Raw genomic sequence first — 15,477 nt, 5'->3', positions numbered from 1 at the left:
TTCGTCCCGGTTGGTCCCTCTACTCGTGCGCGCATCGGCGACCCCATCCCCGGCCCGCGCCGGACGTCCTCGTCACAGTGCCTGGTTACGTCCGGTCTCCCGGAGTCTGATTGGGCGACACACCTGCGGTTGACACCTCGATCCGGTGCTGCCTAGCGTGATGTTAGCGCTAGCGGTAGCGCTAACACCAGGGCGAAGGAGCGACCGTGACAGGCCAGCACGAGGACCATCACCGCCCCGGAGTGCTCACCGGCTACCGCGTCCTCGACTGCTCCATCGCGATGGCGGGCCCATTCGCGGCCCAACGGCTGGGCGACCTCGGCGCCGACGTCATCAAGGTCGAGCCCGTCTCCGGCGAGTGGCAGCGCCATTCCGCCGCCGGTGGCGCCACCGGCAACCGGATCAACGTCTCGTTCCTCTCGCTGAACCGCAACAAGCGCTCCCTGGCGGTCGATCTGAAGTCCGAGGCCGGGCGCGACATCCTGCGCACGCTGGTCGCGTCAGCGGATGTGTTCCTGCAGAACTACCGGCCCGGTGTGGCCGCCCGGCTCGGGGTCGACTACGAGAGCCTGCGCGCGATCAACCCCGACCTGGTCTACGTCTCGATCTCCGGATACGGGGAGGACGGCCCCTACGCGCAGCGCCCCGGCCAGGACCTTCTCCTGCAGGGCATGTCGGGCGCCATGCTATCCAGCGGCCGCGCCGGCGAGGCACCGCGCGCGGCCGGGCAGTACCTCGTCGACGCCGTCACCGCCTCCACGGCCTTCGAGGGCGTGCTCGCCGCGCTCCTGCACCGTGAGCGCACAGGCGAAGGCCAGCTCGTCACCGTCAACATGCTCGACGCGATCACCACGCTCCAGATGCAGGAGCTGTCGGTGTTCACCGTCGGCGGCCTGCAGCAGGCCCGCTCCGAGCAACCGCACGCGCACGTCTACATCCGCTCGCCCTACGGGACGTTCAAGACCGCCGACGGCTACATCGCGCTCGCGTTCCCGCCGCTCAAGACGCTCGGCGAGCTGCTCGGCGAGGACTCCTTCCTCGACATGATCGACGAGGAGCACGGGTGGACCCACCGCGACGAGATCTTCGCGGCCACCTCCCGGCACCTGGAGACCCGCTCGTCGCAGCACTGGCTCGACGCCTTCGCCGCGGCCGGCATCTGGGCGGGCCCCGTCTACGGCTACGCGGACCTGCTGGAGGACCCGCAGATCCGCCACAACGGAACGTTCGTCACCTACGACCACCCCACCGAGGGCACGGTCACGGTGCCCGGCTTCCCGTACAAGTTCTCGGTGACCCCGCCCCGGATCGATCGCGGCGCCCCGCTCGCGGGCCAGCACACGCGAGAGGTGCTCGGTGAGCTCGGGCTCGACGTACCCGTGATCGAGGGGCTGCTGGAGTCCGGCGTCGTCGTGGAGAGCGCATGACCGCCGTGCATGCTGCTTTCCGGGGCCTGACCTGGGACCATCCCCGCGGCCACGACGCGCTCGCCGCGGCGGCCGGCAACCTGATCGCCTGGGACACCCAACCGCTCGAAGGGTTCGAGTCGCACCCGATCGACGACCTGTGCGCCCGCTACGACCTGGTCGTCCTCGACCACCCCCATCTCGGGGAAGCCGTCGCGACGGGCTGTCTCACCCCGCTCGACGAGCTGTTCACCGCCGACGAGCTCGCGGCGTGGAGCGCGGCGAGCATCGGCCCCACGATGCGCTCGTACGCCTTCGAAGGACGCCAGTGGGCGCTCCCACTCGACGCGGCCACACAGGTCAGCGCCGCACGCGCGGATCTTGTCGGCGAACCGCCCGCGACCTGGGACGAGGTGGAGTGGATCGCCCGCAGCGCGCCGGTGGCGCTCTCCCTGGCCGGGCCGCACGCGTTCCTGTCGTTCGCCTCGATCGCCGTCGCGCTCGGTGAGGAGCCCGCCTCCTCCCCCGACCACCTGCTCTCGACCGGCACCGGTCTCGCCGTGCTCGGCCTCATGGAGTCGATCGACGCGCACGCACCTACTGAGACCCGTGGGCTCAACCCCATCAATCTCCTGGAGCTGATGTCGGCCACCGACCGGCTCGCGCTCTGCCCGCTCGTGTACGGCTACGTCACCTACGCGGGGCGCCTGGCGTTCGGCGACGCCCCGGCAGTCACACCTGGCGGACGCCCCGGCTCGACGCTCGGCGGCACCGGGATCGCGATCAGCGCCCGCTGCACGCCCAGCCCGGCGCTGCTCGACCACGTGCGCCGGCTCATGAGCACCGAGGCGCAGACCCGGTTCATCCCCTCCCATGCCGGCCAGCCCAGCGCGCGGGCGGCCTGGTCCGACGACGGCGTCAACGCCGCGGCAGGCGATTTCTACCGCCGGACAGCACGCACCTGCGAAACGGCCTGGGTGCGTCCGCGCCACAGCGGCTACATCGAATTCCAATCGGACGCCTCTGCCGTCGTCCGAGCCACCCTCGCCGGCGACCTCGACCACCGCCGCGGGCTCGACCGGCTCCAGCACCTCTACCGTGCCAGCCACTCGGAACGGGAGAAGATCTCATGACAACCACGACACCCTTCGTCGATCTCGGCACGGAGGAGGTTCTGCTCGACGTCATCGACTGCGTCGCAACGCTCACGCTCAACCGGCCCGCGAAGCTCAACGCCGTGACCTCGCGGATGTCGGCGGCGATCGTCCACGCCATCGGGTGGTGCGACCGCTCGGACTCGGTGCGGGCGATCGTGGTCACCGGGGCGGGCGACCGCGCCTTCAGCGCCGGCTCGGACATCGCCGAGCTCGACCGGTACGCCACGCCGTGGGACTTCCGCAACCGCACCGACTACTGCGACGCGATCCGCGCCGCGCGGACACCGACGATCGCGGCGGTGAACGGGTACGCACTCGGTGGTGGCCTCGAGACGGCCCTGTCCTGCGACATCCGCATCGCGTCCAGCACCGCTTCGTTCGGCGCCCCCGAGATCAAGCTCGGCTGGATCGGCGGCGGCGGCATGACGAGTTTCCTCACCCGCGCCATCGGTCCGAGCAACACGGCCTACATGACCATGACCGGCGACCGGATCGACGCCGACCGGGCGCTGGGCTGGCACCTGGTCAGCGAGGTGACGGAACCGTCCGGCCTGATCTCGCGGGCCTGGGAGATCGCAGCGACCATCGCCTCGCGAGCACCGATCGCCGCGGAGACCGCGAAGATCAACCTCCGGGCCGCCTACAGCATGTCGGAGGACAAGGCGCTGGAGTACGAGCGCGACCTGCAGACGATCTGCTTCGCCACCGAAGACGCCGCCGAAGGCAGGCGCGCCTTCGCCGAGAAGCGCGATCCCGTGTTCCGCAGACGTTGATCGGACCCCTGTGGACGGGAGCACTGACAGCGAGGGCGCCAGGCCGGGGAACCCGCACCCGGGGTTGGCTACGGTTCCGCCCGTGAACCCGACGCCTCGTCGCCCGCGCAGGCGCTCCGCCACGCGTTCGGTGACCCTCGCCGACGTGGCGACGGCCGCGGGCGTGTCCCCCCAGACGGTCTCCCGGGCGCTGCGCGACAGGGAGGCCGTCGCGGTGGAGACCTACGAGCGGGTGGAGCAGGCCGTCGCCGCCACCGGGTACGTCCCGAACCTCGCGGCGAGCAACTTGGCGTCCAATCGCAGCCGCGCGGTGGCGGCGATCATCCCGCTGATGAACGCCTCGGTGTTCGCCGAGACCGTGCACGCCTTCTCCGAGACGCTGACCCCGCACGGCTACCAGATCTTCGTGGGCAGCACCGAGTACCGGCCCGACCAGGAGGAGCAACTCATCCGCAGCTTCCTCGGGCGGCGCCCCGACGGCCTGCTCGTCGTCGGCACCGAGCACACCCCCGGGACGCGGGCGCTGCTCACCACGGCGGCCATCCCCGTCGTCGAGACGTGGGGCTGGACCGACGATCCGGTCGACCTGCTCATCGGGTTCTCGAACGCGGCGGCCGCGGCCGAGCTCGTACGCCACCTGGTCGACAGGGGACGGCGGCGCCTTGTCTACGCCGGCGCACTTCAGTCCGGCGACTTCCGCGCCGCCGAGCGCCGGGACGGGTTCGCCGCGGCGGTGCGCGAGCTACTGGCCGTCGAACCGCGGATCGTCGCCGCCGACGACCTCTCGGTCAGCATGGACACCGGTGTCGCGCTGCTCGACCGGGCACTCGCCCGCTACCCGGACACCGACGCCGTGGTGTTCGCGAGCGACGTCTTCGCCGCGGGTGCCCTGCTCGCCTGCACCCGGCGGGGCATCCCGGTGCCGGAGCGGCTCGCCATCACCGGGTTCGGCGATTTCGAGGTCTCGGCGCACCTCGTGCCGTCATTGACCACTGTGGCTGTTCCCACGCAGGAGATCGGGACCCTGGCCGGCACGCTGCTGCTGGACCGGATGCAGCGCCGTCCCGTCGCCGAGCCGGTGCGCGACGTCGGGTTCCGGCTCGTGCAACGCGAGAGCTCCTGACGCAGTTCGGGCAGCGCCCCTCGTACTGTTGATAACGACTCTTCTGCGGCTAGAACGGCACGTATCACGAGGCCCGCGAGTGGCATCTGCCACAGCCCTCCCGAAATTGTCATTGCTGGTTACCACGATGGGTACCAGCAATGGCCGAGGGGGCCGCGTCCAGATCATCACCGAAGTGGCGAGCCGGTCCTTCATTTCCACCGATGATCACGCCACCGTTTCGTTGGGGGAATCACGATGATTGACCACAGTCCGCTGCCCGACGTCGAGATCCCCGACGTGACGCTGCCCGAGTACGTACTCGGGCAGGCCCGCAAGCACCGGGAGCGGACGGCACTGGTCGATGCGACGTCCGGCGAACGGCTGACCTACCGCGAGCTCGCTGAGGGCGTCGACTCAGCCGCGAGTGCCCTGTCTCAGATGGGTATCGGTCCCGGCGACGTGGTCGCGCTGATCAGTCACAACCAGCCGCACTACGCACTCGGGTCGTTCGCGGCGCTCGCCGCCGGCGCGGCAGTCACGCCGATGAACCCGGCCCTGACGACCGACGAGCTGACCAAGCAGTTTCTCGCATCGAAGGCCGTGGCAGTCATCGCCTCCGAGCAGGCATCGGCTCATGCGGGAGTGGCAGCCGACGCCGTCGGGATCACGCACCGACTCGTGCTCGGCGAGGCCGATGGCTTCCGTCCGTTCTCCGAGCTACTGACGGAGAAGGGCGACCCTCCTCGCCCGGCGTTGGATCCGAGCAGCTCGCTCGCCGTGCTGCCGTTCTCCAGCGGCACGACGGGCCTGTCCAAGGGCGTCATGCTCACCCACCGCAATCTGGTGGCCAACATCGCGCAGACCAGCGCCGGCTGGCGAGTCACCGAGAACGACGTACTGGCCGCAGCGTTGCCCTTCTTCCACGCCGTCGGCTTCACGATCGTCCTGAATGCGGCGCTGCGAGCCGGCGCGACGGCCGTGACGCTCGCGCGCTACCAGCTCGAGGCATATCTGCAGATGCTGCAGAACCACCGCGTCACCCGGGCCTATCTGGTGCCGCCGATGGTGCTGGATCTGGCCACCGCATCCGTTGTCGACGACTACGATCTTTCCTCTGTCCGGTTCGGCCTCTGTGGTGCGGCGCCACTCGATGTCGATCTCACCAGGCGGGCTGAGGCCCGGCTGGGATTCCCGATCCGTCAGGGCTATGGCATGACCGAGGCCAGTCCGACCACGAACATGGTGCCCGACGCGGAGTTCGCCACCATCCCGGCCGGCTCGGTAGGTCGGTTGGTGCCCTCGACGGAGGCCCGCGTGGTGGACCCGGAAACCGGTGCAGACGTCGCGACCGGTGAGCCCGGCGAGATGTGGGTCCGCGGTCCGCAGGTGATGGCCGGGTACCTGGACGATCCCGGGGCGACCGCTGCGACGGTCGTCGAGGGTGGATGGCTCCGCACCGGGGATCTCGTGCGGATCGACGACGCAGGGCTCTACTGGGTCGTCGACCGGCTCAAGGAGCTCATCAAGTACAAGGGCTTCCAGGTCGCACCCGCGGAACTCGAGGCGCTGCTGCTCACCCACCCCGATGTGCTCGACGTCGCTGTGATCGGCGTTCCGCACCGCGAAGGCGGCGAGGCTCCCCGAGCTTTCGTGGTCACCTCCGGGCCGATCGACGCGGGAACGCTGATGGCCTGGGTCGCCGAACGGGTCGCGCCCTACAAGAAGGTACGCAGTGTCGAGTTCGTCGACACGATCCCGAAGTCGGCGAACGGGAAGATCCTCCGCCGGTTGCTCGCCGCGCAGCCGACATGACGTGGACAGTATCCGCAGGAATGCCGATGGGCGGCTCCCCGGCGCGGGGAACCGCCCATCGTGCAGTCGGGACGGCACGCGCAGGTGCCGGCCCCAGGCGTCACTCGACCAAGAGGTCCTCGATCACGATGGGAATGTGACGGACGCGGACACCGGTGGCGTTGTAGATGGCGTTGGCAACAGCTGCTGCCATACCGACCGTGCCGATCTCGCCCACGCCCTTCGCGCCGACGGCGTTGTGCAGCGTGTCCGGGTACTGGACGAAATGGACGTCGACCTCAGGGATGTCCGCGTTCACCGGGAGCAGGTAGCCCGCGAAGTCACCGTTGGCCAGCCGGCCGTTCCCCTCGATCTCCATGCCCTCGTGCAGCGCGGCGGACACGCCCCAGATCATGCCGCCCATGATCTGGCTGCGGGCCGTCTTGTCGTTGATGATCCGGCCGGCGTCGAACACGCCGAGCATGCGCGACACCCGGGCCTCGCGCGTCCACTTGTGGACGCGGACCTCGCAGAACTGCGCACCGAACGAGCTGAACGAGTGCTTGGTCAGCTCCTCGCCGGGCGCCGACGAGCCGATGGCGGAGATCGACGGGCGGCCCACGGCCCGCAGCACCTCACCGAACGTCATCGACCGGCCGCCCCCGAGCACGCGACCGTCCGTGTACGAGACCTCCACACCGTCGAACGGCGCACCGGGAGACGACGCCACGGCCAGCAGGTCGTCGATCACCTTGACCGCAGCGATCATGATGGCCGAACCCGCGCTCGCCGTAGCGGTCGAGCCGCCGGACATGCCACCGGGCGGCAACGCCGAGTCGCCCAGCCGCGGCGTGATCCGGTCCGACGGGATGTCCAGCGATTCCGCTCCCACCAGCGAAAGCACGGTCAGCAGGCCGGTACCCGGATCCGCCCCGCTGGTCGCGACCACGGCAGTGTCGTCGGCCTGCAGCCTGACCTCGACCGAGGCCGGGAACCGCAAGGCAGGGAACATCGCGGTGGCCGTGCCGAGACCCACGAGCCAGTCGCCGTCGGTGCGGCCGTGCGGCGTGCGGTTCGCCCACCCGAACCGGGCCGCGCCGACGCGGAAGCACTCGTCGAGATGCTTGCTCGACCACTGCAGGTCCTTGCCAGGCGGCGCGGTCGAGTCGTTCCGGAGGCGCAGCTCGATCGGGTCCATGTTCAGTGCGACCGCCAGCTCGTCGATCGCGCTCTCCAACGCGAAGGACCCGGGTGCCTCGCCCGGCGCCCGCATGAACGTGGTCGGCGGGATGTTCAGCGGCACCATCTTCTGGCTGATGGCCAGGTTCGGGGTGGCGTACCACTCCCGCGAGGTGCCGTGCGACGTCGGCTCGACGAACGACCGGTCCGCCGCCGTGCTGCACCACGAGTCGTGACGCACCGCGATCAGCGTGCCGTTCGTGTCCGCGCCGAGGGCGATCTTCTGCACGGTCGCGGCGCGGCCCGCGGTCGCGGTGAAGACCTGCTCCCGGGTGAGCGCGGCCTTGATCGGCCGATCGAGGGCCCTGGCTGCTGCTGCCGCCAGGAACGCGGGCGCGGACGTGCGGCCCTTGCCGCCGAACGCCCCGCCGACGAACGGGTTCAGCGCGTGGACCGACGACGGATCGAGGGCCAGCGCAGCGGTCAGCTCCGCCGCCTGCAGATCCGACCCCTGGTTTCCGCTGTAGACGGTCAGTTGCCCGGACTCCCATACCGCGACCGCCGAGTGCGGCTCCATCGCGGCGTGGTTCTGGGTCGCGGTGCTGTACGTCGCCTCGACCACCACCGGACTCGCCGCCAGCGCGTCCTCGATGGACTCGACGCCGGGGGCGAGAACCGTGTGGGTCTGAGGTGAACCGTCGAAGGCAGGCGGCGCGTCCTCGGCCGAGGCGAGGCCGTCCTCCAGCGAGGTCAGGGCCGGCCGCGGCTGGTAGGTGACCTCGACGAGCATCGCCGCGTCCCGCGCCTGTTCGAAGGTCTCCGCCACCACGAAGCCGATCGGCTGGCCGTAGTACGTGACTTCCCTGTCCTGCAGGGGAACCCAGGTCTCGCCGAAGACCGGGGAGTTCGGCGTATGCAGCTCGAGCGGGTCGAACGGCGAGTACACGCCGATCACACCGGGCGCGCTCTTCGCCGCCGTGGTGTTCATGGCCTCGATCTCGCCGTGGGCGATCGTGCTGAGCACGATGTATCCGTAGGCCAGGCCGGGGAAGTTGTGGTCCGCCCCATACCTGGCCTGGCCGGTGACTTTCAGCGGCCCGTCCAACCGGCTGACCATCAACGGCTCCCCTCGGTCAGTTCGAGCAGTGCGCGGACGACGGTCCGCTTCAGCAACGACACCTTGAACTCGTTCTCGGCCAACGGCCTGGCACCGTCGGCCGCCACCGACGCGGCGGCCTCGAAGGCCGTCGGGGTCGCGGGCGCGCCGCGCAAGGCCTCTTCGACCGCGGTGAGCCGCCACGGCACGGTCGCCACGCCGCCGACCGCCACCCGGGCGTCGACGATCTGCGAGCCCTGGATGTCGAGCGCAACCGCGGCGGAGCACAGCGCGAACTCGTAGGACTGCCGATCCCGGACCTTGACGTACGTCGAATGTGACGCCCAGTCCAGCCGCGGTACCAGGACCTCGGCGATCAGCTCTCCGGGGCGCAGGTCGTTCTCCACCTCGGGCGAGTCGCCCGGAACGCGATAGAAGTCGCTCAGCCCGACGGTGCGGCTTCCCGTCTTGCTGACCAGGCGGACCTCCGCTCCCAGCGCGACGAGGGCGACTGCCACGTCGCTGGCGTGGGTCGCCACGCACGAGTCGCTCGTGCCCAGCACGGCGTGCATCCGGTTGGCTCCCGAGATCGCGGGGCAGCCGCTGCCGGGATCCCGCCTGTTGCACGGTGTGGCGACGTCACGGAAGTACGTGCAGCGGGTGCGCTGCAGCAGGTTTCCGCCGATGCTGGCCATGTTCCTGAGCTGCTGGGAAGCGCTCAGCAGCAAGGCGCGCGAGATCGCGGGGTACACGCCGGGGTGGACGGCGATGTCGCTCATCCGCTCCAGTGCGCCGATCCGCAGCCCGTCGCTGGTGTCGATGCCTCGCAACGGCAGCTCGTTGATGTCCAGGACATGCTGTGGCGTCAGGACGTTGAGCTTCATCAGGTCGACGAGGGTGGTGCCACCGGCCAGGAACGTGCCGGGTGACGCGAGGGCGTCCTCGACGGTGGCCGGTGCTGTGAGTTCAAAGGGACGCATCGGCGTGCCTCGCCTGTTCGATCGCCGCGATGATGTTCGGGTAGGCAGAGCAGCGGCAGATGTTGCCGGACATGAACTCCCTCACGTCCTCGACACCATCCTTGACCGCGGCGACTGCCGACATGACCTGCCCGGGGGTGCAGAACCCGCACTGCAGGGCGTCCTGGTCGAGGAACGCCTGCTGGACCGGGTGCAACCGATCCCCGTCGGAGAGTCCTTCCACCGTCGTCACCGGCTGCTTCACGGTGCCGGCCAGGGTCAGGCACGAGAGCACGGGCCTGCCGCCGACGTGCACGGTGCAGGCGCCGCATTGTCCTCGGTCGCACCCCTTCTTCGGACCGGTTATGTCGAGCCGTTCGCGCAACGTGTCCAGCAACGTCACACCGGGATCGATACTCAGTTGTTCTACCTTGCCGTTGACTTCGAGTGAGATGTCCACTGGACCTTCGTTTCCCCAGATCGTCCATGTTGGAAGCCATGACGGCACGGGTCGCGGTGGCGGCTACGTCGAGCCTCCGCGACACTGAAACGGATGCTCGTCCGCTTCAGCCGTCCAAGCTAGCGGATTATGATCCGCTTCGCAACGAGGGCACGCGGGAGCTACCCAGATCCAGGACGTGCTGCTTACATTTTGGACGAACGAGGCGAACGACCCGGGGGAGACGATGACGACGACGGGATCGGTCAGTCCCCGACGCGCGGACACCCGGCGCAACCACGAACGCATCCTCGCCGCCGCCGCCGAGTCACTGCGCAACTCGGACCAGGTGTCCTTCAACGCCATCGCGAAGAAGGCCGAGGTGGGGGTCGGCACGGTGTACCGGCACTTCCCCACCCCAGAGTCGCTGATCCTGGCGGTCTACCAGCGCGAGGTACAACATCTCGTCGACGTCGTGCCGAGCCTGCTCGAGACCCACACCCCCGAACAGGCGTTCCGCACATGGACGACCGAACACCTGGCCCATTTCCTCATGACCAAGCGAGGCCTGGCCAACGCGCTGCGCGCCGCCACGCCATCCCACGGAGAACTGCCCGCGAGCACCTACGAGACCCTGGTCGACGCGGTCGCCACGCTGTTGAAGGCCAACGTCGAAGCCGGAACGGTTCGTGCCGACCTCCACCCCGAAACCGTCCTTCGCGGCCTGGGCGGCCTCCTGTACCTCGACCGCAGCGGCGACTGGAAGGGCCAGACCGCGTGTCTCACCGACCTGCTGTGGCGCGGTATGTGCGATCACTCGGACTGAGCGCTCGGTGCGCTCTCGGCTGGTGGCTGGTCGTCGTGGCGCGCTGTGCGGAAGCCGGAGACGGCCAGCAGGAGCGCCGCGGTGGCGATGCCGGAGGCACTGAGCCAGAGCGCGGGTCCTGGACCAGCGGCGTCGGCCAGCAACCCGCCCAGCGGGGCGCCGACCACGACGACGGCGCGGTTGAGCGAGCGCATCGTGGCGTTCGTCCGGCCCTGCAGCCGATCCGGCGTGACGGCCTGCCGGTAAGCGAGCTCGATCGGTCCTTCGGCTCCGAATCCCAGTCCGTACACGAACTGGCCCGCCGCCGCGGCGGCGACGACCGCGATCCCGCCGGCCTCGAGCACGCGGGAACCCACGATCGTCCCGGGGATACCGACCCGGCGGCCGAGCACCTCCGACGCGGAACTGCCGAGCAGAGCGCCGACCCCGGCCAGGGCGAACGTGACGCCCAGGCCCGTCGCGCCGATGCCCAGCCCCAGGTAGGCGTAGGGCACGTAGACCGTGACGAACACGGCGTTGAACAGGAACCAGCCGTGCGTGGAGAGCGCGAGCGGTCGCAGTGTGGGGTGCCGGTAGACCCAACTCGCGCCCTCGCGCAGCTCGGCGAGAACCGACGTGGCGGTGGGTCGCGGTGCCGGGTCGCGCACGGGAACGGCGGCGATGAGCAGGCCCGACAGCGCGTAGCTCACGGCGTCGACGAGCACGGTGAGCGGTGCTCCGATCGCGGCCACCAGACCGCCGCCGAGCAACGGGCCGGCCGTCTGGGCCACCGCGTCGCTCTGCAGGAGGCGGGCATTGGCACGCGGCAGGAGTTCACGCGGCAGCAGGCGCGGCAGGAAGGACTGGTGGGCGGCGGCGTTCAGCACCGACAGCAGACCGAACAGCACCATCAGCGCGGCGAGCACCGGAACGTTCAGGTGGCCGGTGGCGGCGAGCAGGGGCACCCCGGCCAGCACGACCGCGCGGCCGAGGTCCGTGCCGACCAGCAGCGGTTTGCGGCGGACGCGATCGGCCAGCACGCCCGCGAACAGCCCCACCGCGAGGTAGGGGACCACGCCCGCGCCTCGGACGATTCCGACGTCGGTGGCCGTGCCCCCGAGGTCGGCGACGATGAGCACACCGACGGCGAAGACGCTGATGTAGGTGCCACCGTCGGAGATCGTGGAGGCGGCCCAGAAGCGGCGGAACCCGCGATGGCGCCGCAGCGGCACGGTCTGGTCCGTCATGTGGACCAGCCGACCATGAGGTGAGCGTAGTGCCCGCTCCGCGGCGACGACGGAGGGTCAGGGTCAGGTCGGGACTCCATCGCGCGTGTGCTCGGCGAGGTGTTCGGGAAGCTCGCCGGGTCTGTCAGTGATCGCGGTAAGGGTGGCGCTCGACGTGACGACGGTGCCGGGTGCGACCGGCCACAGCGGGTCGTTGCCGGCCGTCTCGCGCTTACCGGCGTACTGTCCGGTGGCCGGATCGATCAACAGCTCACGGGTTCGGGCCCCGATGTCGCAGGCCAATGCGACGCAGTGGCGACCGTCGAGGTCGACGGTGTGCTCGTCGATGCCGATCTCGGGGAGCTGAAGCAGACCGCGATAGAGCGCGGTGCGGAGGTCGGCGGGAAACAGGCAGCTGCGCAGCGCATCGGCCACGCGCGTCAGCGGATGTGAGAAGCGGGTAAGTGGGTGGTCGGTCTCGAGTCGGGCAAGGAGCTGATCGGGATCGCGGGGTAGCGCGGCAAGGAAGTCCGGGCTGGGGGCGCGCCAGCTGCCAGGACGCGGGCCCGGTCGCCGATTCTCGCGCTGGGCAAGGAAATCGCCGTAGGGCGCGCGGACACTGCCGGCGTGGTCCTGGTGGTCGAGGTCGATCCCGTCGGCGCAGGCTTCCTCTTCGGACCCGAGGAGCCACCATCGCCGCCCGGTGCGGCGCTGCTCGCTGATCCAGTCTCGGCTCGGCTCTCCCGGCACCCATCGGTCGGTGCGCAGCTCCTCCAACAGCATGTACCGGACGGTGGGTGTGCCGGATCGACCTCGCAGGAAACTGTGCGATCTCATCGCCCACGCGTGCGTTGACACGACCAGGTACTGGTCACGGCCCAGTGGCTCGTCGATGGCACGGAGCGCGTCGATCACCCGCTCATCCTGCCGGGGCCGGCACCGCATGTGTCCACGCTGGACGCCGCCACAGGATCTGGGTTCACGCAGTCCTCATCGACGGGTGAGGCGCCACCGCTGATGTGGGTACAGCCTTCGAGAGGCGGGTCCGGATCCGGGAGGAGCGTGTTGCTGTGAAGGTCGGTGTGGTCGGAGCGGGTGCGGTCGGAGCGGCGACGGTGTTGTCGCTGGTCGAACGCGGCGGGATGTGCCGGGAGATCGTGCTGGTCGACAAGGCCGCTGAGCGGGCCGCCGGCGTGGCCACCGACATGCGCTACGCCGCCCCACTGTCGCCCGTGGTGGACGTGCGCGCGGGTGGATATCAGGACCTCGACGACGCCGCGTTGGTGATCATCACGGCCGGAGTGAACGAGAAGACCGGTGGCGCGACCGATCGCTCCGATCCGCAGGGCCGCCTGCGCCTGCTGGACACCAACGCGAAGGTCTACGCCGACGTCGTGCCGCGGATCGTCGCGGTCGCACCACACGCGGTGTTGATGGTGGTCACCGACCCACCGGACCCGCTCGCGGATCTCACCCGCCACCTGGCCCGCCACGACCGGGTCTTCTCCACCGGCACGTTGATCGACAGCCTGCGCTTCCGCGTGCACCTGGCCGATCGGCTGCGGGTTCGGCCGTTGGACGTCCACGCGATGGTGGTCGGTGAACACGGCACATCCGAGGTTCTGCTGTGGTCGTCGGCCGAGATGGGCGGCATCCCCGTCCTCGACCTGCTCGACGACGGCGAGCAGCCGCTGGACGCGGTGCGCGCGGAGGTCGAGGAGAGCATCCGCTACGCGAACATCACGATCATCGAGGGCACCGGGGCCAGCCAGTACGGCATCGGGGCCGTCTCCGCGCGTCTCGCCGAGGCGGTGCTGCGGGACGAACGCGCTGCCCTCCCGGTGGCCGCTTACAACCCCGGCTTCGACGTCACCCTGTCCTTGGTCAGCGTGCTCGGCGCCGGTGGTGTCATCGAGATGCACCAGCCGCGGATGACCCCGGAGGAACGGGCTGCCCTCGACCGCAGTGTCTCCACGCTCCGCGACGCAACACGCCGCGCGCTCGCCGCCGTTGACCAGTAGCCCTCCTCCGGCACCAGCACCAATGCGCTCGGGGCTCACTGCGGCGATGCGCTGTGTAACCAGATCTTGACCGTTGGACAGGTCCACGCCTAGCATCCCAAGTCACATCTTGAAACGATTCAAGACCGCAGCCACGTCTGACAAAGAGGTCAAACGATGCGCAAGCCAGCGTCCCAGCGAGCGCGGGCGCTCGTCGCCCTCGCGGCAGCTGCCGTCCTCGCCACCGGGTGCAGTGCCGGCAGTCTCACCTCCAGCGGGGGCGACGGTGAGGGCGTCACGCTGTCGTTCCTCGCCAGCAACGGCCCCGAAGACATCGCCATCGCCGAAGGCTTGGCCAATGCCTTCATGGCCCAGAACGAAGGCGTGACCGTCGAGGTCGAGCAGCGCCCCCAAGGCACCGAGGGCGACAACCTCGTCAAGACGCGACTCGCCACCGGAGACATGGCGGACGTCTTCGTCTACAACTCCGGGTCGCTCCTGCAAGCCCTCGACCCGGCTCAGACCCTCGTGCCGGTCACGGACCAGCCGTGGACCAAGGACCTCGACAAGACATTCGTCGACGCGGTGTCCGGCAACGGCCAGGTCTTCGGCGCCCCGATCGGCACCGTCCAAGCGGGCGCCATCATGTACAACAAGGCGGTCTACGCGCAGCTCGGTCTCACGATCCCGCAGACGTGGGACGAGTTCATGGCGAACAACGCGGTGATCGCCGAGCGCACCGACGCCGCGCCGGTGATCCAGACCTACCGGGAGACCTGGACCTCGCAGCTGTTCGTCCTCGGCGACTTCCGCAACGTCCTGCAGACCGAGCCGACCTTCCCCGAGCAATACACAGCAGGGAAGGTGAAGTACGCGACGTCCGCGGCAGCATTGCGGGGCTTCCAGCACCAGCAGGCGGTGCACGACGCGGGCTACATGAACGAGGACTTCGGGTCCGCCACCTACAACGACGGGCTGCGGATGCTCGCCGAGGGCACGGGCGTGCACTACCCGATCCTCACCAGCGCGATCGGCGAGCTCGTCGCCAGCCATGCGGACGCGGTCGGCAACATCGGCGTCTTCGGGCTGCCGGGGCCCGACGCGGCCACGAACGGCATCACCGTCTGGACGCCGTCCGGGGCGTACACGCCGCAGACGACGCAGGGTGCGAAGCGCGACGCGGCGCTGCGCTTCCTGGCTTTCATCGCCAGCCCCGCCGGCTGCCAGGCGACGACCGAGGCGGCAACGCCGACGGGCCCGTACGTGGTGAAGGGCTGCGAACTCCCCGCGGACGTGCCGCCCGCGGTGCAGGACGTCCAGGCATACCTCAGCCGGGGCGCCGCGAGCCCGGCGCTGGAGTTCCTCTCCCCCGTGAAGGGGCCGAACCTCGAGAACCTGACAGTGGAGGTCGGCTCCGGCATCCGCTCCGCGGAGGACGCCGCGGCTCTCTACGACCAGGACGTCGCTCAGCAGGCCCAGCAGCTCGGCCTCGAGGGCTGGTGACCGGGCCGCGCTGAAAGCCGGCAGACCCGACCGGGTCG

Annotated in this window: 13 protein-coding genes; 8 read left to right on the top strand and 5 right to left on the bottom strand. The window is 69.8% G+C overall.

What is annotated here, in order from left to right:
* Positions 1–206 precede the first annotated feature (206 nt).
* The 5 genes from MMF94_RS11470 (at position 207) to MMF94_RS11450 (ending at position 6,253) form a co-directional block, all read left to right on the top strand.
* Complete coding sequence (locus MMF94_RS11470) at positions 207–1,427, top strand: CaiB/BaiF CoA transferase family protein (RefSeq protein WP_241036340.1); 1,221 nt, start codon at positions 207–209, stop codon at positions 1,425–1,427.
* Positions 1,424–2,539 carry a type 2 periplasmic-binding domain-containing protein gene (locus tag MMF94_RS11465; RefSeq protein WP_241036339.1) on the top strand — a complete coding sequence of 372 codons (1,116 nt, stop codon included), beginning with the start codon at positions 1,424–1,426 and terminating at the stop codon, positions 2,537–2,539. The genes MMF94_RS11470 and MMF94_RS11465 overlap by 4 nt, the downstream gene beginning before the upstream one ends.
* Entirely contained in the window at positions 2,536–3,336 is an 801-nt protein-coding gene (locus MMF94_RS11460) for an enoyl-CoA hydratase/isomerase family protein (protein ID WP_241036338.1), read from the top strand. The genes MMF94_RS11465 and MMF94_RS11460 overlap by 4 nt, the downstream gene beginning before the upstream one ends.
* Before the next feature lie 82 nt (positions 3,337–3,418).
* The gene (locus MMF94_RS11455; RefSeq protein ID WP_241036337.1) at positions 3,419–4,459 is read left to right on the top strand and encodes a LacI family DNA-binding transcriptional regulator; all 1,041 of its coding nucleotides are present in this window, start codon (positions 3,419–3,421) and stop codon (positions 4,457–4,459) included.
* Between the two features lie 237 nt (positions 4,460–4,696).
* Positions 4,697–6,253 (top strand): AMP-binding protein, encoded by a 1,557-nt coding sequence (locus MMF94_RS11450; protein WP_241036336.1) that lies wholly within the window; start codon positions 4,697–4,699, stop codon positions 6,251–6,253.
* A 100-nt stretch (positions 6,254–6,353) separates the two neighbouring features.
* On the opposite strand, the gene MMF94_RS11445 is transcribed toward MMF94_RS11450, so the two are convergent.
* Genes MMF94_RS11445 through MMF94_RS11435 form a run of 3 tightly spaced genes read right to left on the bottom strand, consistent with a single transcriptional unit; the run spans position 6,354 to position 9,926 of the window.
* Positions 6,354–8,528, bottom strand: a complete 2,175-nt coding sequence (locus MMF94_RS11445; protein WP_241036335.1) for a xanthine dehydrogenase family protein molybdopterin-binding subunit — start codon at positions 8,526–8,528, stop codon at positions 6,354–6,356.
* Positions 8,528–9,487, bottom strand: coding sequence for an FAD binding domain-containing protein (locus MMF94_RS11440; RefSeq protein WP_241036334.1), 960 nt, complete (start codon positions 9,485–9,487; stop codon positions 8,528–8,530). Before MMF94_RS11440 ends, MMF94_RS11445 begins: the two co-directional genes overlap by 1 nt.
* Positions 9,474–9,926: a (2Fe-2S)-binding protein gene (locus tag MMF94_RS11435; protein WP_241036530.1), complete on the bottom strand. Its 453-nt coding sequence runs from the start codon at positions 9,924–9,926 to the stop codon at positions 9,474–9,476. The genes MMF94_RS11440 and MMF94_RS11435 overlap by 14 nt, the downstream gene beginning before the upstream one ends.
* Positions 9,927–10,152: 226 nt before the next feature.
* Between MMF94_RS11435 and MMF94_RS11430 the strand changes: the two genes are divergently transcribed.
* Positions 10,153–10,731 (top strand): TetR/AcrR family transcriptional regulator, encoded by a 579-nt coding sequence (locus tag MMF94_RS11430; protein ID WP_241036333.1) that lies wholly within the window; start codon positions 10,153–10,155, stop codon positions 10,729–10,731.
* On the opposite strand, the gene MMF94_RS11425 is transcribed toward MMF94_RS11430, so the two are convergent.
* Positions 10,719–11,957, bottom strand: coding sequence for an MFS transporter (locus MMF94_RS11425; protein WP_241036332.1), 1,239 nt, complete (start codon positions 11,955–11,957; stop codon positions 10,719–10,721). The two genes, MMF94_RS11430 and MMF94_RS11425, sit on opposite strands and share 13 nt — an antisense overlap.
* A 63-nt stretch (positions 11,958–12,020) precedes the next feature.
* Positions 12,021–12,851 (bottom strand): hypothetical protein, encoded by an 831-nt coding sequence (locus tag MMF94_RS11420; RefSeq protein WP_241036331.1) that lies wholly within the window; start codon positions 12,849–12,851, stop codon positions 12,021–12,023.
* 155 nt (positions 12,852–13,006) lie between these two features.
* Between MMF94_RS11420 and MMF94_RS11415 the strand changes: the two genes are divergently transcribed.
* Entirely contained in the window at positions 13,007–13,957 is a 951-nt protein-coding gene (locus MMF94_RS11415) for a lactate/malate family dehydrogenase (protein WP_241036330.1), read from the top strand.
* A 156-nt stretch (positions 13,958–14,113) separates the two neighbouring features.
* Entirely contained in the window at positions 14,114–15,439 is a 1,326-nt protein-coding gene (locus MMF94_RS11410; RefSeq protein WP_241036329.1) for an ABC transporter substrate-binding protein, read from the top strand.
* The last annotated feature ends 38 nt before the right edge of the window (positions 15,440–15,477 follow it).

The sequence above is a fragment of the Pseudonocardia alaniniphila genome (genome assembly GCF_022524485.1).
Classification (GTDB): Bacteria; Actinomycetota; Actinomycetes; order Mycobacteriales; family Pseudonocardiaceae; genus Pseudonocardia; species Pseudonocardia alaniniphila.
This window is presented reverse-complemented; position numbering and strand designations above follow the sequence as displayed.

What these genes read in the sequence shown, in the direction of transcription:
- MMF94_RS11465 (WP_241036339.1), top strand. Translation starts at nt 1,424, where the DNA reads ATGACCGCCGTGCATGCTGCTTTCCGGGGCCTGACCTGGGACCATCCC.
- MMF94_RS11460 (WP_241036338.1), top strand. Translation starts at nt 2,536, where the DNA reads ATGACAACCACGACACCCTTCGTCGATCTCGGCACGGAGGAGGTTCTG.
- MMF94_RS11450 (WP_241036336.1), top strand. Translation starts at nt 4,697, where the DNA reads ATGATTGACCACAGTCCGCTGCCCGACGTCGAGATCCCCGACGTGACG.
- MMF94_RS11445 (WP_241036335.1), bottom strand. Translation starts at nt 8,528, where the DNA reads ATGGTCAGCCGGTTGGACGGGCCGCTGAAAGTCACCGGCCAGGCCAGG.
- MMF94_RS11440 (WP_241036334.1), bottom strand. Translation starts at nt 9,487, where the DNA reads ATGCGTCCCTTTGAACTCACAGCACCGGCCACCGTCGAGGACGCCCTC.
- MMF94_RS11430 (WP_241036333.1), top strand. Translation starts at nt 10,153, where the DNA reads ATGACGACGACGGGATCGGTCAGTCCCCGACGCGCGGACACCCGGCGC.
- MMF94_RS11425 (WP_241036332.1), bottom strand. Translation starts at nt 11,957, where the DNA reads ATGACGGACCAGACCGTGCCGCTGCGGCGCCATCGCGGGTTCCGCCGC.
- MMF94_RS11410 (WP_241036329.1), top strand. Translation starts at nt 14,114, where the DNA reads ATGCGCAAGCCAGCGTCCCAGCGAGCGCGGGCGCTCGTCGCCCTCGCG.